Source organism: Salinimonas sediminis (assembly GCF_003429285.1).
GTDB lineage: Bacteria > Pseudomonadota > Gammaproteobacteria > Enterobacterales > Alteromonadaceae > Alteromonas > Alteromonas indica.
The window spans coordinates 2348121-2370780 of the sequence record NZ_CP031769.1 but is presented as its reverse complement, the minus strand read 5'-3'; the positions used below and the strand labels follow the sequence as shown (position 1 = coordinate 2370780).

The 22660-nt window shown below is 46.8% G+C and carries 22 protein-coding genes, 5 tRNA genes and 3 pseudogenes; 21 read left to right on the top strand and 9 right to left on the bottom strand.

The window, feature by feature from the left end; translation table 11 throughout:
- From lolA to D0Y50_RS19525, 5 genes are all read left to right on the top strand, one after another.
- The gene (lolA, locus tag D0Y50_RS10670) at positions 1 to 624 is read left to right on the top strand and encodes an outer membrane lipoprotein chaperone LolA (RefSeq protein ID WP_117316931.1); all 624 of its coding nucleotides are present in this window, start codon (positions 1 to 3) and stop codon (positions 622 to 624) included.
- Positions 624 to 1934 carry a replication-associated recombination protein A gene (locus D0Y50_RS10665; protein WP_108568965.1) on the top strand — a complete coding sequence of 437 codons (1311 nt, stop codon included), beginning with the start codon at positions 624 to 626 and terminating at the stop codon, positions 1932 to 1934. Before lolA ends, D0Y50_RS10665 begins: the two co-directional genes overlap by 1 nt.
- Position 1935: 1 nt before the next feature.
- Positions 1936 to 2319 (top strand): fluoride efflux transporter CrcB, encoded by a 384-nt coding sequence (gene crcB / locus D0Y50_RS10660; RefSeq protein WP_108568966.1) that lies wholly within the window; start codon positions 1936 to 1938, stop codon positions 2317 to 2319.
- 10 nt (positions 2320 to 2329) lie between these two features.
- On the top strand, positions 2330 to 3622 hold the full coding sequence (serS, locus tag D0Y50_RS10655) for a serine--tRNA ligase (RefSeq protein WP_117316929.1): 1293 nt from the start codon (positions 2330 to 2332) through the stop codon (positions 3620 to 3622).
- Positions 3623 to 3931: 309 nt separating this feature from the next.
- Complete coding sequence (locus tag D0Y50_RS19525) at positions 3932 to 4078, top strand: hypothetical protein (RefSeq protein WP_170145489.1); 147 nt, start codon at positions 3932 to 3934, stop codon at positions 4076 to 4078.
- Between the two features lie 35 nt (positions 4079 to 4113).
- On the opposite strand, the gene D0Y50_RS10650 is transcribed toward D0Y50_RS19525, so the two are convergent.
- The 5 genes from D0Y50_RS10650 to D0Y50_RS10630 are packed head-to-tail and all read right to left on the bottom strand — an operon-like array spanning position 4114 to position 6173.
- Positions 4114 to 4458: a TusE/DsrC/DsvC family sulfur relay protein gene (locus D0Y50_RS10650; protein ID WP_117316927.1), complete on the bottom strand. Its 345-nt coding sequence runs from the start codon at positions 4456 to 4458 to the stop codon at positions 4114 to 4116.
- A complete protein-coding gene (locus D0Y50_RS10645) occupies positions 4458 to 4721 on the bottom strand; it encodes a DsrH/TusB family sulfur relay protein (RefSeq protein ID WP_117316925.1) in 264 nt (87 codons plus the stop codon). The genes D0Y50_RS10650 and D0Y50_RS10645 overlap by 1 nt, the downstream gene beginning before the upstream one ends.
- Positions 4721 to 5068: a DsrE family protein gene (locus tag D0Y50_RS10640; protein ID WP_117316923.1), complete on the bottom strand. Its 348-nt coding sequence runs from the start codon at positions 5066 to 5068 to the stop codon at positions 4721 to 4723. Before D0Y50_RS10640 ends, D0Y50_RS10645 begins: the two co-directional genes overlap by 1 nt.
- Positions 5068 to 5457: a sulfurtransferase complex subunit TusD gene (gene tusD, locus D0Y50_RS10635; protein ID WP_108568971.1), complete on the bottom strand. Its 390-nt coding sequence runs from the start codon at positions 5455 to 5457 to the stop codon at positions 5068 to 5070. Before tusD ends, D0Y50_RS10640 begins: the two co-directional genes overlap by 1 nt.
- Positions 5458 to 5507: 50 nt before the next feature.
- Entirely contained in the window at positions 5508 to 6173 is a 666-nt protein-coding gene (locus D0Y50_RS10630) for a Bax inhibitor-1/YccA family protein (RefSeq protein ID WP_108568972.1), read from the bottom strand.
- 242 nt (positions 6174 to 6415) lie between these two features.
- On the opposite strand from D0Y50_RS10630, the gene D0Y50_RS10625 reads away from it, so the two are divergent.
- The 5 genes from D0Y50_RS10625 (at position 6416) to D0Y50_RS10605 (ending at position 11172) form a co-directional block, all read left to right on the top strand.
- A tRNA-Ser gene (locus D0Y50_RS10625) sits at positions 6416 to 6507 on the top strand.
- 98 nt (positions 6508 to 6605) lie between these two features.
- A tRNA-Ser gene (locus D0Y50_RS10620) sits at positions 6606 to 6697 on the top strand.
- 458 nt (positions 6698 to 7155) lie between these two features.
- Complete coding sequence (gene ovoA / locus D0Y50_RS10615; protein ID WP_117316921.1) at positions 7156 to 9252, top strand: 5-histidylcysteine sulfoxide synthase; 2097 nt, start codon at positions 7156 to 7158, stop codon at positions 9250 to 9252.
- A 3-nt stretch (positions 9253 to 9255) separates the two neighbouring features.
- Positions 9256 to 10374 (top strand): MalY/PatB family protein, encoded by a 1119-nt coding sequence (locus tag D0Y50_RS10610; RefSeq protein WP_117316919.1) that lies wholly within the window; start codon positions 9256 to 9258, stop codon positions 10372 to 10374.
- A 90-nt stretch (positions 10375 to 10464) separates the two neighbouring features.
- On the top strand, positions 10465 to 11172 hold the full coding sequence (locus D0Y50_RS10605) for a pirin family protein (RefSeq protein WP_117316917.1): 708 nt from the start codon (positions 10465 to 10467) through the stop codon (positions 11170 to 11172).
- Positions 11173 to 11374: 202 nt separating this feature from the next.
- Here D0Y50_RS10605 and D0Y50_RS10600 read toward each other — a convergent pair whose 3' ends face one another.
- Complete coding sequence (locus D0Y50_RS10600; RefSeq protein WP_108568993.1) at positions 11375 to 11611, bottom strand: ChaB family protein; 237 nt, start codon at positions 11609 to 11611, stop codon at positions 11375 to 11377.
- Between the two features lie 194 nt (positions 11612 to 11805).
- On the opposite strand from D0Y50_RS10600, the gene uvrY reads away from it, so the two are divergent.
- The 6 genes from uvrY (at position 11806) to D0Y50_RS10570 (ending at position 15894) form a co-directional block, all read left to right on the top strand.
- Entirely contained in the window at positions 11806 to 12450 is a 645-nt protein-coding gene (gene uvrY / locus D0Y50_RS10595) for a UvrY/SirA/GacA family response regulator transcription factor (RefSeq protein ID WP_117316915.1), read from the top strand.
- A 5-nt stretch (positions 12451 to 12455) separates the two neighbouring features.
- Positions 12456 to 14273 carry an excinuclease ABC subunit UvrC gene (gene uvrC / locus D0Y50_RS10590; RefSeq protein WP_117316913.1) on the top strand — a complete coding sequence of 606 codons (1818 nt, stop codon included), beginning with the start codon at positions 12456 to 12458 and terminating at the stop codon, positions 14271 to 14273.
- Positions 14274 to 14337: 64 nt separating this feature from the next.
- Positions 14338 to 14904 (top strand): CDP-diacylglycerol--glycerol-3-phosphate 3-phosphatidyltransferase, encoded by a 567-nt coding sequence (pgsA, locus tag D0Y50_RS10585; RefSeq protein WP_117316911.1) that lies wholly within the window; start codon positions 14338 to 14340, stop codon positions 14902 to 14904.
- 546 nt (positions 14905 to 15450) lie between these two features.
- A tRNA-Gly gene (locus D0Y50_RS10580) sits at positions 15451 to 15526 on the top strand.
- 161 nt (positions 15527 to 15687) lie between these two features.
- Positions 15688 to 15761, top strand: a tRNA-Cys gene (locus tag D0Y50_RS10575).
- Between the two features lie 46 nt (positions 15762 to 15807).
- Positions 15808 to 15894 (top strand) — tRNA-Leu (locus D0Y50_RS10570).
- Between the two features lie 886 nt (positions 15895 to 16780).
- Here D0Y50_RS10570 and D0Y50_RS10565 read toward each other — a convergent pair.
- The gene (locus tag D0Y50_RS10565; RefSeq protein WP_408640654.1) at positions 16781 to 17530 is read right to left on the bottom strand and encodes a transposase; all 750 of its coding nucleotides are present in this window, start codon (positions 17528 to 17530) and stop codon (positions 16781 to 16783) included.
- A gap of 291 nt (positions 17531 to 17821) precedes the next feature.
- On the opposite strand from D0Y50_RS10565, the pseudogene D0Y50_RS10560 reads away from it, so the two are divergent.
- From D0Y50_RS10560 to D0Y50_RS10550, 3 genes and pseudogenes are all read left to right on the top strand, one after another.
- Positions 17822 to 18067: pseudogene (locus tag D0Y50_RS10560) on the top strand (transposase); the annotation flags it as partial.
- A gap of 73 nt (positions 18068 to 18140) precedes the next feature.
- Complete coding sequence (locus tag D0Y50_RS10555) at positions 18141 to 19292, top strand: IS30 family transposase (RefSeq protein WP_117318575.1); 1152 nt, start codon at positions 18141 to 18143, stop codon at positions 19290 to 19292.
- 9 nt (positions 19293 to 19301) lie between these two features.
- A pseudogene (locus D0Y50_RS10550) lies at positions 19302 to 20150 on the top strand (IS3 family transposase); the annotation flags it as partial.
- A 195-nt stretch (positions 20151 to 20345) separates the two neighbouring features.
- Here D0Y50_RS10550 and D0Y50_RS10545 read toward each other — a convergent pair.
- Both D0Y50_RS10545 and D0Y50_RS19775 read right to left on the bottom strand, forming a co-directional pair.
- A complete protein-coding gene (locus D0Y50_RS10545) occupies positions 20346 to 21482 on the bottom strand; it encodes a Fic family protein (RefSeq protein WP_117316909.1) in 1137 nt (378 codons plus the stop codon).
- Between the two features lie 144 nt (positions 21483 to 21626).
- Positions 21627 to 21758, bottom strand: a pseudogene (locus D0Y50_RS19775) (transposase); the annotation flags it as partial.
- Positions 21759 to 21855: 97 nt separating this feature from the next.
- Here D0Y50_RS19775 and D0Y50_RS10535 point away from each other — a divergent pair.
- Together D0Y50_RS10535 and D0Y50_RS10530 are read left to right on the top strand one after the other, a co-directional pair.
- Positions 21856 to 22149 carry an HNH endonuclease gene (locus tag D0Y50_RS10535; RefSeq protein ID WP_218023532.1) on the top strand — a complete coding sequence of 98 codons (294 nt, stop codon included), beginning with the start codon at positions 21856 to 21858 and terminating at the stop codon, positions 22147 to 22149.
- Between the two features lie 2 nt (positions 22150 to 22151).
- On the top strand, positions 22152 to 22634 hold the full coding sequence (locus tag D0Y50_RS10530) for an SMI1/KNR4 family protein (protein WP_117316907.1): 483 nt from the start codon (positions 22152 to 22154) through the stop codon (positions 22632 to 22634).
- Positions 22635 to 22660: the final 26 nt, after the last annotated feature.

Genomic DNA, 22660 nt, shown 5'->3' with positions numbered 1-22660 from the left:
ATGAAAACAATGATCAAGCGAACAGTTATATTGGGTATAGCGTCAATATGCGCGTTTGCTACACTGGCAGATGAACGTGCCAGTCAGGCGTTACAGAGCAAGTTGGCAGGTATGCAGCAGTTTAGCGCAGATTTCACCCAGGAGGTTACCGACCCGCAAGGGGAGCAAATTCATCAGGCCAGCGGAAAATTAGTGATGGCGCGACCTGATAAACTGCGCTGGGAAACCGCGCAGCCTGACGATACCCTGCTGGTTGCCGATGGGCACGCCGTATGGAATGTTGACACATTTGTAGAACAAGTCACCATTGTCGATCAAGCAGATGCGATTAACGATAATCCTATTATTTTGCTTACCACCAATAATCCCCGAAAATGGCAGCAGTTTTCTATTGCGCAGCCCAGTGCTGATACATTTACTATCACGCCGGTAAATGGGCAGGGCCAGATACAACAGCTTGAACTGGTGTTTGATAATAATGTGTTATCGGCGTTGTCTATGCAAGATGCTCAGGAACAAACCAGTGCGCTTAGCTTCACTAATGTCAAAACCGACTTTACGCCAGCGTTGACGCTATTTGAAGTTACTATTGGCGATCACTATACGATAGATGACCAGCGTTAATGCTATTTGCAGATGATGAACCTTTTGCTCCGCTGGCGGCGCGAATGCGACCGGCAACGCTGGACGAATATGCCGGGCAAGCGCATTTAGTCGGGGTAGATAAACCGCTTCGCAAAATGCTGGAGGCGGGGCATTGTCATTCAATGATATTATGGGGCCCACCAGGCACCGGAAAAACCACCCTGGCCGAGCTTATCGCCAGCTATACCAACGCGAATGTAATTCGGTTGTCAGCGGTAACGTCAGGGGTGAAGGATGTGCGGGCCGCCATGGAAAAAGCCCAGGCAGATGTACGCTATAATCAACGTACCTTGTTGTTTGTGGATGAAGTACACCGCTTTAATAAAAGTCAGCAAGATGCGTTTCTCCCCTATGTAGAGTCCGGTACGGTTACGTTTGTGGGCGCAACCACTGAAAACCCTTCATTTGAACTTAACAAAGCACTGTTGTCCCGCGCCCGGGTATATGTACTTAAAGGGTTGCAGGAAAACGAACTTGATGCCTTGCTTGAACGGGCCTTAAGTGACGCCGTCAAAGGTTTAGGCGAGCGCCAGCTATCCATTGAACCGGATGCCCGTGCCGCGCTTATTGGCTTGTGTGGGGGAGATGCCCGACGGTTATTAACGTATCTGGAACTGGCTGCCGATTTCACCGCCGAAAAAACCATTGTATTAAGCGATATTGAACAAGCGGTCGGAGAAAAAGTTGCGGCATACGATAAACAAGGTGATGCGTTTTACGATCTTATTTCGGCGTTTCACAAGTCTGTACGCGGCTCAGATCCCGATGCAGCCCTATACTGGTATGCACGTATTTTAAATGGCGGCGGAGACGCCTTATATGTTGCCAGACGCTTACTGGCGATAGCCTCGGAAGATATTGGTAATGCCGACCCCCGGGCTATGCAACTGAGTATTAACGCCTGGGATACCTATCATCGGGTGGGGCCTGCTGAAGGTGAGCGGGCTATCGCACAGGCTGCTGTATACTGTGCACTGGCAGCTAAAAGTAATGCTGTTTACCGGGCGTTTAGCGCCGCGAAGGCGTTAGCCCGAGAGGCCCCTGATTATCCGGTGCCTAATCATTTGCGTAATGCGCCTACCTCGCTGATGAAAGATTTGGGCCATGGCGAGGGTTATCGCTATGCGCATGATGAACCCCACGCCTTTGCCGCCGGCGAAGTCTATTTACCGCCTGAGTTAGCGGGTAAGCGCATTTACGAACCCAGCGAGCGTGGCTTAGAAAAACAACTTAAAGCGAAGCGGGACTACCTGGACTCGCTGAATGCACACAGTGCAAGGAAGCGTTAATATGCCGACGGGTGTGGTGCTTTATTGTTATATAGCTGCGGGAGGCGCGGTAGGGGCCTGTCTACGCTATTTTCTTAGCGGCCAGATAGATTCGTGGTTTGGAAAAGCGCTGCCCTTTGGTACACTTGGCGTCAATATTCTAGGCTCATTCAGCCTGGCTTTATTATATGGATTGATTGAACGCTACGAATTGGCCGAATCCCCCTATAGGGCGCTAATTGGCGTTGGTCTACTAGGCGCGCTCACCACATTTTCGACATTCTCAATAGAAACACTGGCATTACTGGAAAATGGCCTGTGGATGAAAGCAGCAGCGAATATCATGTTGAACGTTGCGGTTTGTCTTCTGGCTGGCTGGTTAGCCATAGCAATTATGAAAGGATAAGTAAAAGCACATGTTAGATCCAAAGTGTTTTCGAAGCGACATACAAACCACTGCCACCAAGTTGGCCAGCCGCGGTTATTCACTGGATGTAGATACGCTGGTAAAGCTGGAAGAGCAGCGCAAAGTATTGCAAACCAGAATGCAGGAATTGCAGAACGACAGAAACATTCGGAGTAAGTCGATTGGTAAAGCGAAAGCACAGGGTGAAGACATTGCACCATTGCTCGCTGAAGTAGGCAAGCTGGGGGATGAATTAGACGCCACCAAAGCCGATTTCGCCCGGGTTCAGGAAGACGTTACCGCGTTAACACAGGGCGTGCCTAACCTGCCTGCTGATACAGTGCCGGAAGGTAAAAGTGAACAGGATAATGTAGAAATCAGCCGCTGGGGTGAGCCTCGCCAGTTCGACTTTACCGTCAAAGATCATGTCGACCTTTCAGAGCAACTTAACCGCGGAGCAGATTTCGAACTGGCGGCTAAACTTACCGGCAGCCGGTTTGTGGTAATGCGTGGTAAAATTGCGCGGCTTCATCGTGCACTTGCCCAGTTTATGTTAGATATACATACCAACGAGCACGGCTATGAAGAAACTTACGTGCCGTATCTGGTTAATCACGATAGTTTGTATGGTACAGGCCAGTTACCTAAGTTCGGGGAAGACTTATTTCATACCCAGCCAGCAACCGAAGAAGGCCAGGGTCTATCGCTTATCCCTACCGCTGAAGTGCCATTGACCAATATTGGGCGGGACGAAATTTTTGATGCTAAACAGCTGCCCCTGAAAATGACTGCGCATACTCCCTGCTTTAGAAGCGAAGCCGGCTCGTACGGCCGTGATACACGGGGATTGATACGTCAACATCAGTTTGAAAAGGTTGAGCTGGTGCAACTGGTGAAGCCTGCAGATAGCGAAGCTGCTCTGGAGCAGCTTACCGGGCATGCTGAAGTGATCCTACAGCGACTTGGGTTACCATACCGCAAAATGCTATTGTGTACCGGAGACATGGGATTCGGCTCGACCAAAACCTATGATCTTGAAGTCTGGTTACCCGCTCAGGATACGTACCGGGAAATATCTTCCTGTTCGAATATGGGAGACTTCCAGGCGCGCCGGATGCAGGCCCGTTACCGTAACCCGGAAACCAATAAACCGGAGCTATTGCATACCTTAAACGGTTCAGGCTTGGCTGTTGGCCGCACATTGGTGGCGGTATTGGAAAACTATCAACAGCAAGATGGTAGCATAACAATTCCAGAAGCACTGGTAAGTTATATGGGCGGCGTGAAGCACATTACTGCCTAAATTACTTACTCGTTGGCGTTACGCGTAACGCCAACGAATCCCTGGCTATATGCTAAGCTTGGGTTTAATAGCTTGGGTTATATAGTCGGGTGAAACGTAATACGCTTTATACCGTGGTTGTAGCAGCAATATATATAGTATAAAAAACGCCTCTACGGCGTTTTTTTTGCGTTTCGGCTCAGCTATAACTCGCTAGCCATTATCTGGCACCTCGCGGTGAAGTAGCAGGTAAGGGATCCTACGCGCGAAAACTGGTTTACCTTCGTCACCCAAAAAGTATTTGTGTCGGCTGCGGCAGGTAAGTAAAGCATGCATCCTGAGCTGAAGCGAGCTTGCCCGCCCGCCTTCGCCTTGCCTGCCCATAACCCGGATCATAACCGGATAGATAAAGCGTTAGCAGAATGCTTTGGCAGCGCAGGAGGGCTTGGCAACCGCCGCTATTACACGCTTTCTTAAGCGATAACTTATGCTAGTAGGCTAAACCAGCGTCACTATAAACATTTAGCAGGCTTAGGAAGACCGGCGAGCTTGGTTGCTTGCTTAGCCGGTCCGCGCGGAAACAAACGTTGTAAATACCGGCTGTTACCTTTGTCCGGTCCGTACGCTTGTTTCATAGCATTAACCAGAGCGCGGATTGCCGGACTGGTATCATATTCAAGGTAAAATGACCGAACAAAGCGAATGACCTCCCAATGAGCTTCACTTAATTCGATGTTTTCAATGTTAGCGAGAGTAGGCACCATTGCTTCCTCCCAGTCTTCCGTATCTAGCAGATAGCCGGCTTTATCGGTCGCTATTGACCGACCTTGCCATTCAAAAAAATAGTTATTGCTCATTACCAGGTTATCCAGGGGGTATGGTCGGCGCTTAATGTTACCAGCGCAGCTTCGTCTACAGGTTGGGCGTTACCAACGCTAATGCCCCGCGTTAGCACATCAGCATTCATTATATATAAGGGCGCCGGTAACGCTGCTAAACGCACATCGGTTGCAAGGTATGTCCCGTCACCGCGTAATACCACGCAGTCATGTGGCGACAACCCGGCTAATGTTGTCATTGCGATATCCCCTAGCGTAGGAGAGTTGATAACAATCAGCATTAAAAAGTCACCACATGGTCAGTTTGATGCAACAGCTCAATAATTTGTTGGGAGGATACCAGACAGGCCTGTGGATTATCTACCGCTACGCCATAATGGGTAACGCTTTGTTGGCAAACATAGCACAGGTCAATATCAAACAAAGGGAGTGATTTTAAACGCTTGGCTATGTTCTTAGTGCCTTTTGCTGGCGATTGACTATGCTGCCAGGCATAAATGCCAAGCCCTTCGAAAAGCAAGGTAACGCCATGCCCATAATTAGTGGCGGCAATCGCAAAATCCAATGCGTCGGTGACGGCTGCGCCGGTGTAAGGTGCTCTGGTAATTCGTACCGTTAAACGTGCCATTAAAATTGCACCAGATGGTTGCAGTTGTGGAGCGCGGAGAAAAATTCACCCAGGCCCGCCTGTTCAAACGGTGCCTTAAGATTGTACTGGCTATCTCCATTTTCTAATGCTTCGGCTTCCCCCACAATACCGCGCTTTAGCGCAGCGGTTATGCATACTATTAACCTGCATTCAGTTTCACTTTGTACCAGCTGCCAGCGTTGATACGGGAAGGTTTCATCAGATGCAGGCTGGCTTAACGCGTTGGCGTTAAGTACGCCCGCGCCATAAAAAAACACATTGTCCAATACATGCCCCTGAGCGGGTAGGGCGCGGGCAAACTGTTGCGCTGTGTGGATCCCAGCGTCCTCTATTGGAGGGCTGGTAATTAAAATAGAATAGTGAGCCATACAAACAAAAACACCCCGACCAGGCGGGGTGTTTTCCTTAACAAATAAAATTAATCGTCGCCGCCAAATGCACCTAACAGGTGAAGAATTGACGTAAACAGGTTATAGATATTCAGGTAAAGCGACACAGTCGCCCGAATGTAATTGGTTTCGCCGCCATTAATGATTCGGCTGGTATCAAACAAAATCAAACCAGACATAATGAACACAATCGCTGCGTTAAGTGCCAGGCTGACCGCTGGTACAGCAAAGAAAATATTTGCGATACCGGCCACAATAACTACTACCAGACCAACCATTAAAAAACCACCCAGGAAGGAGAAGTCTTTTTTAGTGGTTAGGGCATAACCTGATAATGCGAAAAATACCAGTGCTGTCGCACCAAGCGCCTGCATAATAATGCCCGGGCCGGCAAAGTTAAGATAATACGCCAGAGTATAACCCAGCGAACCACCCATTAAACCAGTAAATGCAAATACCCAATAGATACCAGAAGCAGACTCAGCTTTCTTCTGTACTACGAATAAAGTAACAAACGCGCCAATCATCATCACTAAAGAAGCAATCGGGCCAACGCCCACTACCATTGCAATACCAGCACAGACCGCACTAAATGCCAATGTCATGGCCAGTAACATATAGGTGTTGCGTAACACCTTGTTCGTTTCAAGCACCGACTGTGAGGATGCATTAGCATACATCGAACGGTTATCCATTTTTCCCTCCAACAGGATTAATAATGAACCAAATATTGGATATCAATACTTTGACACATTTGTATGGGTTTTGGTTCCCATTTTCAAGTAGTTGAACAGCTTAATTATACGTTAAATTTGTAACATTGGATGAATTATCAACGACCAGCCCGCGGTTTGTATAAATCCCGTCCAGTTAACAGTTTTTTTTGCATTAGGGCTTTACACCCCCAAAAATATCATTAAGATACGCATCACTCGTCGGAGAGGTGGCAGAGCTCGGTTTATTGCACCTGACTTGAAATCAGACGTAGGGTCAAACCTACCGGGGGTTCGAATCCCTCCCTCTCCGCCATTATTATAAAGGTATCGTACCAACGGTGCTAGTATTATGCTTGTATATTTATAGCATAATCGACGGTTACAAAGTCAGCTTAGCTGACTGACAAGTTTGGAGAGGTGGCAGAGCTCGGTTTATTGCACCTGACTTGAAATCAGACGTAGGGTCAAACCTACCGGGGGTTCGAATCCCTCCCTCTCCGCCAAATAAAAAAACCCACTGTTTAGTGGGTTTTTTTATATCCGCAGAAAAGTGATGAGCGGGGTTACTGCACTGGGGCAAGCTTTCCGAGTTTTATTTTCGGCAGGCGTATAATGACAGTCACAGGGCGCCAGGACGCCCGAATGGCCTTGGCTTCAGTGTGATCTGTCATTCATGCTGGGCGTATTGACAAACCACTTAAGCCGGATGTCAGGCACACCCGAAACTGATTAAAAACTCGTAACAGAGAATTTGTCTTCCTACCTGTTATATTCATAACAAAAATACCGGACAATCGATGTTAGCCATCCTGAGCGGTCAGGTGATGGTAGCAATTTGCCAGTATTGTTTTGATTATTTCCTCCCAATCATTTTATGCTGATGGGATGCCAGGGTGCCACAAACCATAATGGCCGTGCCTGAATGAATTAGCCTGACCGATGTTCGTTATGAGGAAGTTACATGGAGATCTATCACACCCCCAATCTGCACGAGGGGACAGTGAGTCAAAAACGCGCCGAAATCCTAGCGTATTTTCACCATTCTTTTGATACCTATGAAAGCTTGTTTGGTAATCTGAAAAACGACGAGGCCTTTTATCAGCGTCCCGAAAAGCTTCGCCACCCGCTCATTTTTTATTATGGGCATACCGCCACCTTCCTCATTAATAAACTGGTACTGGCGAAACAGATAAACGATCGCATCAACCCTGACTTTGAAGCTTTGTTTGCCATTGGGGTAGATGAAATGAGTTGGGATGATTTGAATGATGCTAACTACAACTGGCCTGAGGTATCGCAGGTCAGGGATTATCGTCGCCAGGTACGCCAGTTAGTTAGCGACTTAATCAATAGTATGACATTTTCTATGCCCATCGGGTGGGACAGCCCGATGTGGACAATAATCATGGGCATTGAACATGAACGTATTCATTTGGAAACCTCGTCGGTACTTATCCGGCAGCTCGACTTAGCCTATATTGAACCGCAATCGGCGTGGCTGGCTTCTAAACGGCATAATCCACCCGTTGCGAATAGCTTGGTTGATGTAGCAGCCGGTGACGTTACCAATCAAAAAAATACCGCAGATCCCTGGTATGGGTGGGACAATGAATATGGCTATCAACACGCTCATATCAATGCGTTTAAGGCCAGTAAATACCTGGTTAGTAATGCACAGTTTTTGCGCTTCGTAGAAGACGGTGGCTATCATACACCCGACTTGTGGGAGCCAGAGGGCTGGCAATGGCGTGAATACACTCAAAGTGAATATCCGGTTTTCTGGCGCAAGACCAAACAAGGGTATGTTTACCGCTCGATGCTAGAAGAAATACCGCTGCCAGCTTCTTGGCCGGTTGATGTGAATTATCATGAGGCTAAAGCATTTTGTAATTACCTGAGCCTGGAAACGGGTGAATCCATTCGGCTGCCTACTGAAAACGAGTGGCAACGCCTAAGGGATACGAGCGGGCTTACTTCGCCGCGCTATCATGATGGCATGAATATAAACCTGTCCCGCGCCGCTTCTTCTGAACCTGTCGATATCAACCAGCATGGTGACTTTTACGACATCGCGGGTAACATCTGGCAGTGGACGGAAACGCCCATTTATCCCTTTGACGGGTTTGCAGTTCACCCAATTTACGATGATTTCACCACGCCAACATTTGATAACAAGCACAATATTATTAAGGGTGGCTCCTGGATATCTACGGGCAATGAAGCGACGCGCGATAGCCGTTATGCTTTCAGACGCCACTTTTTCCAGCACGCTGGTTTTCGGTATGTGCAATCTCAGGAAACAATTACCGTGAATGATTTTGATTATGAAAGTGATACGCAGGTTTCGCAGTACAGTGAATTTCACTATGGCGATAGCTTTTTCAACGTGCCTAATTTCGCCCAGCGCTCTGCGCAGATATGCTTGCACTATACTGCTGATAAACCGCAGCGGCGAGCGTTAGATTTAGGCTGTGCCGTGGGCCGCAGCTCGTTTGAACTAGCCACGGTCTTCGATAATGTCGATGGCATCGATTTTTCTGCGCGGTTTATAAAAACCGCGTTTGCCATGCAGGAACGCGGTGAAATTCGCTATCATTTGATCGATGAAGGCGAGTTAACCCAATTTAAGTCTCGTAAATTACAGGATTTAGGCCTACAGGATACTGCGCACAAAGTCGCGTTCGCTCAAGGTGATGCGTGTAATTTAAAGCCGCAATACAGTGGCTATGACCTGATCTTTTTGGGTAACCTGATTGATCGGGTGTATTCACCACGTAAGTTGCTGGCTGATATTCAGCAGCGGCTCAATATTGGCGGTGTATTAGTGGTGGCGTCTCCCTTTACCTGGCTAGAAGATTATACGCAGCGAGATGAATGGTTGGGCGGATACAAGGATAATACTGGCGAGACGTTATCTTCTACTGATGCCCTTGAGCAAGCGCTGAATTTATGTCAACGCCTTGACGAGCCGCAGGACGTAGAGTTTGTTATTCGCGAAACCAAACGCAAATTTCAGCATAGTATACCGCAGTTTAATGTTTTTCAGCGGGTACGTTAATACGTGTTTATCGATAGACGTGGGACGGGCGCATTAAAGTATGATGGGATTGCTGATAAATTTGGTGTAGCCCACGAGGATACGCTGTCGATGTGGATTGCCGATATGGATACGGCCATCCCTGATTTTATCCGCCACGCTACTGCTGACTACTTGCAATCAGCGCAAGTGGGATACCACACAATGGCAGTTTGTGAGGCTATCGCGAACTGGCTAACCCGCCCCCACCATGTCATATTACCGACCCTAGTTGTACCAGTGACTAGCCTGGTCGATACGTTGTTTACCAGTGTGGCCTTATACAGCCAGCCGGGGGATAGCATTGCCGTATTTTCCCCGGTCTATGGGCCATTTTTTGAGGCGATTGAACAGCAAGGCAGGCATCTCGTTGATTTACCTATGCGATTTGACGGTCGGCAATACGAGCCAGACCTGGCTAGTGTACCGACCGATGTTAAAATGGTGCTTATATGCAACCCTAATAATCCTACCGGTACCTGTTGGCAGGCAGATAAACTGGCCGCATTAGCTGAATTTTGCTGCCGCCATCACATTACCCTGGTGAGTGACGAGGTACACCGTGACTTCGTGTTTGCCGGACATTTTAACAGCGTACTTGATGTACCCTCGGCCTTCGCACGCTGCTGCGTAATGTTAGGCTCACCGGCAAAGAGTTTTAACTTATCCGGGGTGGGGCCTGCGGCGTATGCAGTCATTCCTGATGTGGATAAACGTAAGAAGATGGTTGAATGGATAGAACGCCGTCACCTTACGCCCAGTTCGCTGGCAAAGTTAGTCACTCGCACGGCATACACTTATGGGCAGCCATGGCTACATAGCGTGGTTCAGGCAATCGCCCAGCATCGTCGGTATGTAACTGCCCAACCACTCCCCCCCACGTTTACGTTGTTATTAGGGCAGGGCACGTATTTCGCGTGGCTGGATGCACGTAAATTAGGGGCCGATCCTAAACAGCAACTACTGGAAAATTATCGTCTGGCTTTGGGTGATGGTACGCAGTTCGGGGCGCCGGGGTTTTTCAGGCTAAACCTGGCAGCAAGCTCAGCTATTGTCGGCCAGGTAGTGGGTCGTCTGCAACAAACCCAGCATTCTAAATTTTGAAACAACAGCTGTGACTTTTTCGTATTTTTTGTTCGACCGGATGTTTATAAAGTAATACATACTTAAAAATGGTTATTTACAGGTTATAACATGTATTACTTACGCCAAGCGCATGCGCGAGGGTCAGTAGATTTAGGCTGGCTTAGCAGCCATCATACGTTTTCATTTGGCCATTATTACGATGCCCAACATCAAGGGTTTTCGGTACTGCGGGTACTCAATGATGACATTGTGCAACCGGCACGAGGTTTTGATTCCCATTCACACCAGAACATGGAAATCATCTCCTATGTAATCAGTGGTGAGCTTGAACACAAAGATAGTGAAGGAAACCATTCGGTGATCCGCCCAGGCGACATTCAAAGAATGAGTGCTGGTACAGGTATACATCACGCAGAATACAATCCATCTACCGCCCATCCGGTTAATTTTCTGCAAATATGGATAGTGCCGGCTAAACGTGCAGTAGCCCCGGCATACGCACAACAGCACGTGCCTCAACAAGGGCCGTTAACTACGCTAATCCATCCGCTCCCGCAGGCCCCGGCTATCTCAATCAATCAGGATATGGCCTTGTATCGGCTTATGCTAAAATCCGGTGAGCATTACACGCTACCGCTATCTACCCGGGCCGGATACTTGCACATGGTGGTAGGTGAGGCACAGCTTGCGGGGGGCGATACACCTTCCATTGTAATGTCACCAGGCGATGGCATTGGAGTAGCAGATATTCCCACCTGCACGGTGGTGGCCACCAAAGATCTTGAAGCGTTATGGTTTGATCTTCCTGCGCCATAGGTAAACCGGGCCGGGCTAGCGGCTCGCCCTGGGTTAGTTTATTTGGCAACAAAGGTAAGTTGGGCAGCCATAAGATGGGAGACGCATTATCCTGTACCCATTGTGCAATAACAGCGAGTTTCCGCGTATTGCTATTAGATGTCCCGCCGCAACTAGCCATCCCCGCCGTTCAATAATTTCGGTGGGGGCGGTGTGTTGAACGTCAATCCTGGCCGCTTTTAACCCAGTCACCCTGTTCATTTTTATGATACTTTTGCTTTACCGCTGCCCACGCTACTTTAAAGGCAACCTCTTCCCGACTGTCGCTACCCGCGCGGTCAGCTGGGTCCTTGTACTCATCCCAGGCGCTATTGTAGGCTTCTTTAAAAATTTCCTGGGCATGTGAAGGTAAATTGTCGGCTACCGCATCTGGCAAGTCTGATTTTTTATCGTATGGCATAACCATCGCTCCAATTTAATTGAATCTATTTTTATTGTTACGCCGTAAATCAAACAATCGTTTATGTTTCAGGCAAACAGCCTGCTTATGTGACTTGTGAGGACTTCACACCCTACTGAACCATGGTATGATGCCTCATTCGCAGGTTGTACCTGTTCCCGCAATGATAATAACGACTATCGGTGAGCAACAACGTGATAAAGATTATCCTGGCAGACGATCATGAGCTGGTCAGAACAGGCATTCGACGTATCCTTGACGATGTAAAAGATTTTAGTGTTATTGCTGAGGCAAAGTCCGGCGAAGAGGCCGTGCTGTGTTGTCGGCGTAATGCCCCCGACGTAGTGTTGATGGACGTTAGCATGCCGGGCATCGGCGGATTAGAAGCAACCAAGAAAGTGTTGCGGATGTCCGAAAATACTCGGGTTATTTGCCTGTCGATGCACAAAGAACACCCGATACCGGCTCAGGTTATGCAGGCTGGCGCATTTGGCTTTTTAACTAAAGATGCTGAACCGGATGAGATGATTCGCGCTATCTATAAAGTGGTATCCGGACAAAAGTATTTGGCGCCTGAAATTGCACAAAGTATTGCAATCAGCAAACTGACTCCGGATAGTGATAACCCGTTTGAGGTACTATCAGACCGCGAACTTAATATCGCTCTGCGCCTGACCCGTGGCCAACGGGTTCCCGACATAGCGCAGGAGCTAAGCATAAACGCCAAAACAGTTAATACGTACCGTTATCGTATGTTTGATAAACTTGGCGTAACTACAGATGTTGAACTAACGCATTTAGCATTAAGGCATAAATTGATCGATCCCAATACGTTATAATCTGCATGGCTTCATTTGACGCATCTGCTTTTCTAAAAAACCTCAGTAATCAACCGGGTGTATACCGCATGTATAACGCCCAGGAAGAGGTGATTTATGTGGGAAAAGCAAAAAATCTTAAAAAACGCGTGTCGAGTTATTTTCGCGCCCAGGTAGATAACGCGAAAACCCGTTCGCTAGTCAGCCAAATAGCGACCATGGACGTCACTGTAGTTAACAGCGAAACAGAAGCATTTTTGCTGGAAAACAACTTCATTAAGAAGTACAAGCCGCGTTATAACGTGGTGCTACGTGACGACAAATCTTATCCCTTTATTTTCTTATCTGATCACGAGCACCCCAGGTTGTCATTTCACCGGGGGCCGCAAAAACGTAAAGGTGAGTATTTTGGGCCTTATCCAAGTGCATGGTCGGTGCGAGAAAGCTTGCGCTCTATGCAAAAGATATTTCCGGTACGACAGTGTGAAGATAGCTATTATCGGGCCAGAAGCCGGCCCTGTTTGCAATATCAAATGCAGCGGTGCAGCGCGCCCTGTGTGGAAGGCTATGTATCGGACGAAGAATATGCTGAACAAGTCAATCTTGCACGGTTATTTTTAAAAGGCAAGAACCAACAAGTTATTGGTACGCTGGTGGATAGGATGGAGCAAGCGTCGGTAGATATGAATTTTGAAGCCGCCGCGCGTTACCGCGATCAAATTACGGCCTTACGTAAGGTACAAGAGCGTCAGTGGGTGGCGGGCACCCAAGACGAAATGGATGTGTTTGGTTTTGCCATGAAAGGAAATATGGCGTGCATCCAATCCATGTTTATCCGCGATCGACAGCTGTTAGGTTCAAAAGCCTTCTTTCCCAAGGTTCCCCCAACGGCTAATGAGCAGGAAGTATTTGAAGCTTTCTTTCTACAATTTTATCTGGCCGGGAATAAAGTTATTCCTAAGCAAATAGTTGTGCCGGTAGAGTTAACCGACGAAGAAGCTATTGCTGATTTACTCAGTAGTGAAGCTGGCTATAGGGTGAAATTTTTTCGCGGCGCCAGAGATGAGAAAAGGCGTTATCTTGACCTTGCCCAGAATAACGCAACAAGTGCGCTTGAGGCACGTTTTGTAGAGCAAAAGTCAGTTCATGCCCGCTATCTCGATTTAGAAGGCACGTTAGTGCGCGAAACGCCGATTCAGCGTATGGAGTGCTTTGACATCTCGCATACATCGGGCCAGCAAACCGTAGCATCCTGTGTTGTATTTAACCGCGAAGGGCCACTAAAAACCGATTATCGCCGTTACAATATAGAAGATATTACACCTGGCGATGATTATGCGGCAATGGCCCAAGCATTAAAGCGCCGTTATAAAACGCCGACTGAGGTAAGCAAAATTCCAGATATTTTATTTATCGATGGCGGCAAAGGGCAATTGGCTCAGGCCGAAACATTTTTTACCGATTGGCCAGCCGATAAAAAGCCAATGCTAATTGGTGTTGCCAAAGGTACTACCCGAAAGCCAGGGCTGGAAACCCTGATACTCGAAGATACGCATGAAACTATTCCCATGGAAAGCCATGCGCCAGCGCTGCATTTAATCCAACATATAAGGGATGAGTCGCACCGGTTTGCCATTACCGGGCATCGCAACCGACGTCAAAAAGTAAAAAATACCTCTACGCTGGAAGGTATTCCGGGGGTAGGGGCCAAACGCCGTCAGGCGCTACTTAAATATATGGGTGGCTTGCAAGGGTTAAAGCGTGCCAGCAAAGATGAGATCGCCAGTGTACCGGGCATCAGTACCGACCTGGCGGAAATTATTTATGACCATCTGCACAACTGATTAACGTAATATTGTTGCAGGTGGCGCGTTAACAATAACTGATAACGCTTACAGAGAAGTGATTATGTGGACTGTACCAAATTTGATAACCATGTTTCGGGTTGTTTTGATTCCCGTATTTGTGGTGGTGTATTTCTTAGACTGGCGCTGGGCGCACGAACTGGGAGCCTTTATTTTCTGGCTGGCAGCTATTACCGACTGGTTTGATGGTTACCTGGCAAGAAAATTACAGCAAAGTACACCTTTTGGTGCATTTTTGGACCCGGTGGCAGACAAACTGATAGTGGCGGCCGCGTTGTTGATGATAACGCATAGCTACGCTACCTTATGGATTACCGCTCCGGCTATTGTATTGCTAGTAAGAGAAATTTATGTCTCGGCTTTGCGAGAATGGATGGGCAGCCAGGGCGTACGCGAAGAAGTTAAGGTATCGTTTGTCGGGAAAGCCAAAACCACCGCTCAAATGTTAGCGTTAATCGGTTTACTATCTGGGCTGGAATATTTCATGGGATGGCCGATTTACTGGGTTACCCTAGGCTATATATTACTGTATATCGCGGCAGTACTGTCACTATGGTCGATGTGTATTTATACCAGTGCAGCTTGGAAACACCTTTCTGGAAAAGGTTGATTTATAAGAATTGTTTGCTAGATAAACAATATGCATAAAAAACTAGCAAACAAACCAAAAAATGCAAAATACATTAAAAAATAGCATGATTTTGTATTGACAGTTTGGGAGGGGTAGGTAGAATGCACCCCACGTTTGGCACAGCGGATAACGCTTACCAAGCAGCTATTTACAGTGGTTTTGTTCAACATTGTAAATGCATAGAAATACGCAGGAATAGCTCAGTTGGTAGAGCACATTACCTCGTCACGATAGTGATTGCCAAGGTTTGGCAAGGTGACGACAAGTAATACTACCTTCGAGGCTCGAACGCAAAAGATGTGCGGGAATAGCTCAGTTGGTAGAGCACATTACCTCGTCACGATAGTGATTGCCAAGGTTTGGCAAGGTGACGACAAGTAATACTACCTTCGAGGCTCGAACGCAAAAGATGTGCGGGAATAGCTCAGTTGGTAGAGCACATTACCTCGTCACGATAGTGATTGCCAAGGTTTGGCAAGGTGACGACAAGTAATACTACCTTCGAGGCTCGAACGCAAAAGATGTGCGGGAATAGCTCAGTTGGTAGAGCACAACCTTGCCAAGGTTGGGGTCGCGAGTTCGAATCTCGTTTCCCGCTCCAAACTTTACGAAGTATGTGGAAAACATGTAGCGTACGGTTTAATTATGTTTCGCGACGGTCGCGACAACGTGGTTGCCAGTTACGCATCTCGTTTCCCGCTCCAAACTTTACGAAGTTTGTAGTAGCAGAAATAAACATTATTTTTGTTACGGTATTAAATTGGCGGAATGGCAGAATGGCTATGCAGCGGATTGCAAATCCGTGTATCTCGGTTCGACTCCGGGTTCCGCCTCCAATTGCTTTTACCAGGCAATAACCAGGTCGAAAGACCAACCCTCTAAGCCCGGGTGGTGAAATTGGTAGACACAAGGGATTTAAAATCCCTCGCTGGTAACAGCGTGCCGGTTCAAGTCCGGCCCCGGGCACCATTTCTTTGTGTACACCCACACCCTTTAATTATCTATAATGCAGCCTTTAACGTGCTCAAGGTATATTAGCTTTTTATAGCTATACCATCGAGTCAGTAAAACCTGTTTTCTAATCAAGAATGTCATTCAAATGGCAACGATAATGAAGACCAGTTAGCAGTCAAACCTTATAAATTTTTGAAGGGCCTTACCATATGACTGCCATGGGTAATATTCACTAATTCCTCTTTCAACACAGCTTAAACCTATTTTTGACCTTAAAGGCAGTTGAGATATATCCATAGGTGATATTAAAGTAACGCTGATTGTATACAGTTTAGGTATGTAATCGGTAGCCGAAAAGAAATGTTGCGGTGTCTTTTATATTATTAAAAGGATATTTATATGTTTAAGAAAACGAGCAAATGCTGGTGTAAACCTCCCCTAAAATAGCGACATACCTTCTGAGAGTTATTCGCTCTTTCTAGGCTATAAGCAGCTCTATTTACGCTGCTGTGACTGTCCTATTTGCTCTGTTGAAGTAAAAACAGGTAACGCAGGCCTTTCGCCGAACCAATCAAAGGTTATTGAACAGTCTGGGGTGGATAGTGGGGGCAATCCACAATATCGTACCCCCCTGATACAATGCCTTCTGTTGAATTAATGAGGACGCTGGATCTAAGAAAGAGAATTCAAATAGGACAGTCACTCTCCAAATTTGTTATACAATTCGTTGTTCAGTCCAGTTATACAAGTTTTCAAATTTCTTTTAACAGTTGTTCGTCTAATGACAGCGCTAAACCTAGTACTTGCTTGCAGCAATAGTTATTTGAGATGGGGCAGAGCATCGCTAAGCATCAGTAGGTGTGAATGTTATGATAGATAGGGTGGAGAAAAACTAAAGTGGTTATGCGGAGTTGTATCTTAGGCTTTTGTTGCGCTGCGCCATGAGCTTTTCAAGGCTGATGGTGGTGTTAAATTCAGTTTCAATTCCACTCACTAATGCATTCCAGTCAGTCTGTTCCAGCCCGACACGGGAAAGAATAGGGCTGGCGTCATCATCAATTTTACCTCGCTTGTTAGGGTGAAAGTGACGTCCGGTTAACTCGACCAGGGCGATATAGTCTTCCAGCCGAAAAGGGAGTCTATCGGATATGTTTTCAGATGAATTTTCTGCAAATGGCAATAGATGACCAGGCTGATATTGGTTTTTAGCAGCGATGAGACGTTGTTGTATGCTGGTATGCGCTGAGTCTTCAGGAGTGCCTGCCAGACATGCGCGAACCGGATTCAAATCAACGTAAGCCATACAGGCTGCTAAAGCTGCCTCATCCAGTAACGCCTGTGATTTAAATCGTCCCTCCCAAAAATGACCGGTACAACCGTCTTCCTTATTGGCCTGCCGGGCAATATATTCATTGAGCAACCGCATGAACCAGCTGATATCAAACAGGCGGTGACGATAAACCTCGGCGAGATTCCTTACGGTTTCCACTTCAGCCTCAGACAGTGCATTGCTCTCAGCCGGGTTGATATAGCGCTGAGCTAACAACATCCCTTTGTATAACTTATGCCAGCGTCTAATCACCTCTTTGGTTGATAACACATCCGCTTTTTGTTTATTGATGCGTAACACTACATGGGTATGGTTGCTCATGACGGCATAGGCACAGACATCCACGCAAAAAATATCAGACAGAAAAAGTATTCTGTCTTCGACCCACTGACGACGATGTTCGTAACTCTTACCGGTGAGCTTATCTTTACCACATAAAAATGCGCGGCGTACGCACCGGGATACGCAATGATAATAGGGCGTATCAGATAAATTGATAAGGGATTAACGAGGTCTGGGCATTGCGTTTGAAAGACTAAGAGAAAAGCATGTTCTAATTATGCAGAAGCTGGCCCAGCTCCCAACTGTATTTTGGTAGGGAAAGTAACTGTCCTGGTTGGTCACTATCCAGAAGAATTCAAGCAAGAAGCGGTTAAACAGGTTGTTGACCGTGGTCATTGCGTCGCAGATGTTGCCAAACGTCTCGATGTCACGACTCATAGCCTTTATGCCTGGGTTAAGAAATATGGCCCTGATTCCACGAAGCACAACGAACTGACTGACGCTCAAGCCGAAATCAAGCGACTACAAAAAGAGCTGAAGCGGGCTACTGAAGAGCGGGATATATTAAAAAAAGCCGCTGTAGATTCAAGTGGTCAATGCAACAGTTATACTAAAATACTGATTTGCATGAGGACTTTGGATGAAGCGAATAAAACGTACATTTACTCAAGATGAGCAAACACTTGTTTTCGATTTATGGAAGCAAGGCGCTGGGTTCAGCGATATTGGCCGTATCATTGAGGCAAAGCCGGGATCAGTATTCACAATTTTACGTGAAGATGGTGGCATTAAACCTAGATCAAGGCATCGTAATATTTCCCACTTAACTCTTTCAGAACGCGAGGAAATCCGCGTTTCATTGTCTGCAAAGATGAGCATTAGAGCGATAGCTAAACAACTAGGTCGCTCTCCCTCGACAATATCACGTGAAATCGCCAGAAATAGAGGGCGTAGATATTACAAAGCAGTTGATGCTGATAACCGTGCAAAACGAATGGCTAAGCGGCCAAAGCCTGGTGTCTTAGAACAATACCCTGAGCTGAGAAAGCTGGTTATAGAGAAGCTAGAGTTGAAGTGGTCGCCAGAGCAAATATCTGGTTGGTTAAGTGTCGAGTATTCTCGGCGTAAGAAAATGCAGGTATCACACGAAACCATTTATAAGTCATTATACGTTAGGGCAAGGAATATCATTCATCACTCGTTGACTGAGCATTTACGAAGAAAACGGCCTATGCGACACAGTCGCTTTCATAGCCGTAAAGGTGACAGAGGCTCCATCAATATAGTTAACGGCATTTCAATTCACGAACGCTCTAAACATATCGATAATCGACGTTCCCTCGGCCACTGGGAAGGCGACTTAGTAACCGGCTCTAAAAACACTCATATTGCCACATTGGTAGACCGGAAATCGCGTTTCACAATCATCTTGAAGTTAGCAGGAAAAGACGCTGATTCGGTGAATACGGCATTATTAGCGGTGTTTAAAAAAATGCCTTCTAAATACCGCAAATCGCTTACTTGGGATAGAGGAATGGAACTGGCTAAACATAGCGTTTTAACAGCTGAATTTGGCATGCCAGTTTACTTCTGCGATCCGCAATGTCCATGGCAACGAGGTACGAATGAAAACACTAATAGCCTTATTCGACAATACTTCCCTAAAAAGACGGATCTATCATTGCACTCACAAGAACGACTCAGTGAAGTCGCAACTCAACTAAATGAACGACCAAGAAAAACATTGAAATTTAAAACACCGTCACACATGATTGAAAGGGGTGTTGCGATGTTCACTTGAACTTACAGCGGCGTACTTCGCAAAAGAGTCCGACTGAGGTACGCCTTTATCAGGGACGAAAGCAACTGTTGGCCTGTCAGATGGTTGTGCCGGATGCTCAACGTTCATCCTAGCGGTTATTATGCCTGGCGCAAGTAACCTCACTCGAAGCAAGACAAAGCCAATCAGCGAGTTACTGGTCTGATAAAGCAGTTCTGGCTGGAGTCTGGTGGTGTGTATGGCTATCGCAAAATCCACTCTGACTTAAGAGATATTGGCGAGCGCTGCGGTATCAATCGTGTCCACCGTTTAATGCGTGGAGAAGGCTTACGTGCTCAGGTCGGCTACCGGAAACCCAGGCATCGCAATGGTGAGAGCCATATCGTAGTGCCCAACCGCCTCAATCGTGAATTTAATCCCGTTGCACCGGATGACGCATGGGTAACAGATATAACGCATGTCAGAACGCACGAGGGTTGGCTGTACCTTGCAGTCGTCGTCGACCTGTTCTCACGCAAAGTGGTGGGCTGGTCGATGCATCAGCGCATTACCAAGGATATCGTACTCAATGCATTACTTATGGCTGTCTGGCGGCGTAATCCCAAACAGCAAGCCACAGTCCACTCTGATCAGGGAAGTCAGTATACCAGTCACGACTGGCAGGCCTTTTTAAAATCAAATGGGCTGGAAGGCAGCATGCAGTTGCTGAAGCGGGAGCGAATTAAGAAAAAGGTCTACTCAACCCGAGATGATGCAAGAAGCGACATCTTCGATTACATCGAGATGTTTTATAACAGTAAACGAAAACATGGTTCCAATAATCTACTGTCACCAGTAGATTATGAAAATCGTTACGAAGAACGACTGGGAAGTGTCTAGGTTAGTAGTGGCGATTCAGTCCTTATTTGCTCTGCCACCACAACAGCCGCCGACAACCTACAAAACTTAGCGAAGTAATAATATATAGGACAGTCACTCGTTGAATCTCGAAATGGTATGTGTAAACTGATAAAGAAGGTCATTACACCAAGACCGAGGGGATGTGACTGTCCTATTCGTTTGTCCGTTTGCCGGCTACTTAACACCGGCCAGGTCAAGGTTCAGGTCATACCGCGTACTGCGTCCACCGCCGGGCAGTTGCACAAGGCAACCTAACTCCACCAGCGCCGCTAGGTCACGGGTGGCGGTGGCTTTACTTGTCGAAGCAATGCTTTTGTATTTACCGGCATTGATCCCGTGCTCAAACTCATCAGGCGCTGCATCAAATAGCCTGTTGATGACCTTACATTGCCTGTCATTTAAACCGACATCCTGAAACACCTGCCAGAACCGGGCTTTGTCCAAAGTACGCTGGAACTGGGCGATGCTGCGTTGTACCGCTTCGGCCAGTACTTTTAAAAACCACTGAAGCCACGCCGTCACCTCAAGGCTGCCTTTTTGTGTAGACTCCAGCGCATCGTAGTAGCTGCTGCGGTGGCGCATGATAGCCGCGCTCATACTGTAGAACCGTACGCTGTTATGTTCATCCTGTGCCAGTGCGCGGTCAGCCACGGCGCGGGTGACCCGGCCATTCCCGTCTGAAAAGGGATGCAGCGTAATCAGCCACAAATGAGCCAGCGCGGCTCGCAGTAGCCCATCTATGTCCTGTGACTCATGGTTAAACCAGTTCAGGAAAGCGTTCACCTCATACGGTAGCAGGTCGCTGGACGGCGCTTCAAAGTGAATGATCTCACGGCTGCCTCTTCGCGAGGCCACAACCATGGGGTGGTCGGGCTGATCTTCACGCAACCCGCCTATAATCGCTTCTTTTGGCATGAACAGTGGCCGGGTAGGAAATAAGCTGGCCTGCCAGTCAAATAGCGTTTGCTGAGTTAAGGGAGTATCGACTTGCGCTACGGCGTCTGCCAGCATCGCCACCAGCTGGTCCGTTCCTTCGCTGCCCGGCTCAATACCAGAGTTATCCAAACCTAACCGCCGGGCAGCCGATGAGCGAACCGAAGATACATTTAATGTTTCACCCTCAATGGCACTCGTTTGGATGGCCTCCTGTACCAGCGTGTTGATCTGCGTTTCGAGCGCACCTTGGTGGTTAAGGTGTTCGGCATGGCCGGTGAGTTTTCCTTGTAACAGACGCACTTGTTTCAATAACGGTCCAAGTGTTTTACTGTCGTATCGAAAGTGTGGCCAGTCCGATTTTTGCCAGATGTACATAGGGTGATACTCAATGATTTCGATAATTGAGCCGATTATAAATCATTATTCGGCTCAAAAGTAGCCTTTAGAAATCTATTATTGAGCCGATTGTCGATTGTTATTCGGCTCATCGTATTTTTAGTTGCTCATTCAAAAAATATACAGCGAAATATACAGGACAGTCACTCCTAGCATTTCTCTTAACAATGACGCCTGGGACTTAAACCGTCCTTCCCTTAAATGCCCGGTATAACCATCTTCTTTGTTGGCCTGCCGGGCAATGTATTCGTTGAGAGCGGGATATATAGGACAGTCAATCAACGTTAACGTATACAGAGGTAATTCAAAGCAAAGAAAGTGACTGTCCTGGTTTGCTCCCCATGAACGCGGATTGCCTATCTTCGATGATTACGCAAAATATACTACTAATATCGACACGTCACTTAATTACCAAGCGCAGATGAGACAGGCTACTCGTGATTTGAGAGATGCTATAAATTCTGGCAAAGTCGATGCCACGCAATTCACGCTGGAGCAGTTGAAAAAAATAAAGTCAGGCTCTTCTTCAATTAACAATTTTACTTGGCACCACAATGCTGATAGCGGGAATATGCAGTTAATTTCGAAAGACATCCACAGTGCAGTTAGACATATTGGTCAAGGCGGATTAAAACAAGGTAAGTAGCAATGTCATTAAATGTGAAAAAATTGAAATCGGAAAATCCGGAAGTAACGGTTAGCCTTATCGAAGAAGTTGAGATAGTACTAGGAGTCAAGCTCCCAGAGTCTTATATTTCATTAATGAAAAAGTGGAACGGGGGCTACTTTGATCAAGAGTATCAGGTGTTACTAAGTAATGATGTTCCAGAAGAGTTAGATTTTTATCTAGGAGAAGGATTTTGGGGTATAAACAGTATTGCGGGTATTTCTAGCGATAAAAGTAATTCTGAGGGGATTTTATATACAGCTCAAGCAGCATTTGAATGGGGAGTTGAAAAGCAAATAATTGCTCTTGAGGGTGATGGCCATACCTGGATTGCTCTGGATTTTCGAGAAAACAAAGATGATCCGACAGTGATTTTTATAGAGACTGAAAAATTATTAAGTTTCCAAATAGCTAGAAGTTTTGATGATTTTTTAAATAAAATTGTACCTTTAATTGATAGTTAAAAAATATAGGACAGTCACTCAGCTTT

Bases quoted from the DNA above. Each gene is read 5' to 3' on its own strand.
- D0Y50_RS10545 (WP_117316909.1), bottom strand. From the start codon at position 21,482: ATGTACATCTGGCAAAAATCGGACTGGCCACACTTTCGATACGACAGT.
- uvrC (WP_117316913.1), top strand. From the start codon at position 12,456: ATGGCTTCATTTGACGCATCTGCTTTTCTAAAAAACCTCAGTAATCAA.
- pgsA (WP_117316911.1), top strand. From the start codon at position 14,338: ATGTGGACTGTACCAAATTTGATAACCATGTTTCGGGTTGTTTTGATT.
- D0Y50_RS10605 (WP_117316917.1), top strand. From the start codon at position 10,465: ATGTATTACTTACGCCAAGCGCATGCGCGAGGGTCAGTAGATTTAGGC.
- tusD (WP_108568971.1), bottom strand. From the start codon at position 5,457: ATGGCTCACTATTCTATTTTAATTACCAGCCCTCCAATAGAGGACGCT.
- lolA (WP_117316931.1), top strand. From the start codon at position 1: ATGAAAACAATGATCAAGCGAACAGTTATATTGGGTATAGCGTCAATA.
- D0Y50_RS10630 (WP_108568972.1), bottom strand. From the start codon at position 6,173: ATGGATAACCGTTCGATGTATGCTAATGCATCCTCACAGTCGGTGCTT.
- D0Y50_RS10530 (WP_117316907.1), top strand. From the start codon at position 22,152: ATGTCATTAAATGTGAAAAAATTGAAATCGGAAAATCCGGAAGTAACG.
- D0Y50_RS10565 (WP_408640654.1), bottom strand. From the start codon at position 17,530: ATGAGCAACCATACCCATGTAGTGTTACGCATCAATAAACAAAAAGCG.
- D0Y50_RS10640 (WP_117316923.1), bottom strand. From the start codon at position 5,068: ATGGCACGTTTAACGGTACGAATTACCAGAGCACCTTACACCGGCGCA.
- D0Y50_RS10650 (WP_117316927.1), bottom strand. From the start codon at position 4,458: ATGAGCAATAACTATTTTTTTGAATGGCAAGGTCGGTCAATAGCGACC.
- D0Y50_RS10600 (WP_108568993.1), bottom strand. From the start codon at position 11,611: ATGCCATACGATAAAAAATCAGACTTGCCAGATGCGGTAGCCGACAAT.
- crcB (WP_108568966.1), top strand. From the start codon at position 1,936: ATGCCGACGGGTGTGGTGCTTTATTGTTATATAGCTGCGGGAGGCGCG.
- ovoA (WP_117316921.1), top strand. From the start codon at position 7,156: ATGGAGATCTATCACACCCCCAATCTGCACGAGGGGACAGTGAGTCAA.
- D0Y50_RS10665 (WP_108568965.1), top strand. From the start codon at position 624: ATGCTATTTGCAGATGATGAACCTTTTGCTCCGCTGGCGGCGCGAATG.
- serS (WP_117316929.1), top strand. From the start codon at position 2,330: ATGTTAGATCCAAAGTGTTTTCGAAGCGACATACAAACCACTGCCACC.
- D0Y50_RS19525 (WP_170145489.1), top strand. From the start codon at position 3,932: ATGCATCCTGAGCTGAAGCGAGCTTGCCCGCCCGCCTTCGCCTTGCCT.
- D0Y50_RS10645 (WP_117316925.1), bottom strand. From the start codon at position 4,721: ATGCTGATTGTTATCAACTCTCCTACGCTAGGGGATATCGCAATGACA.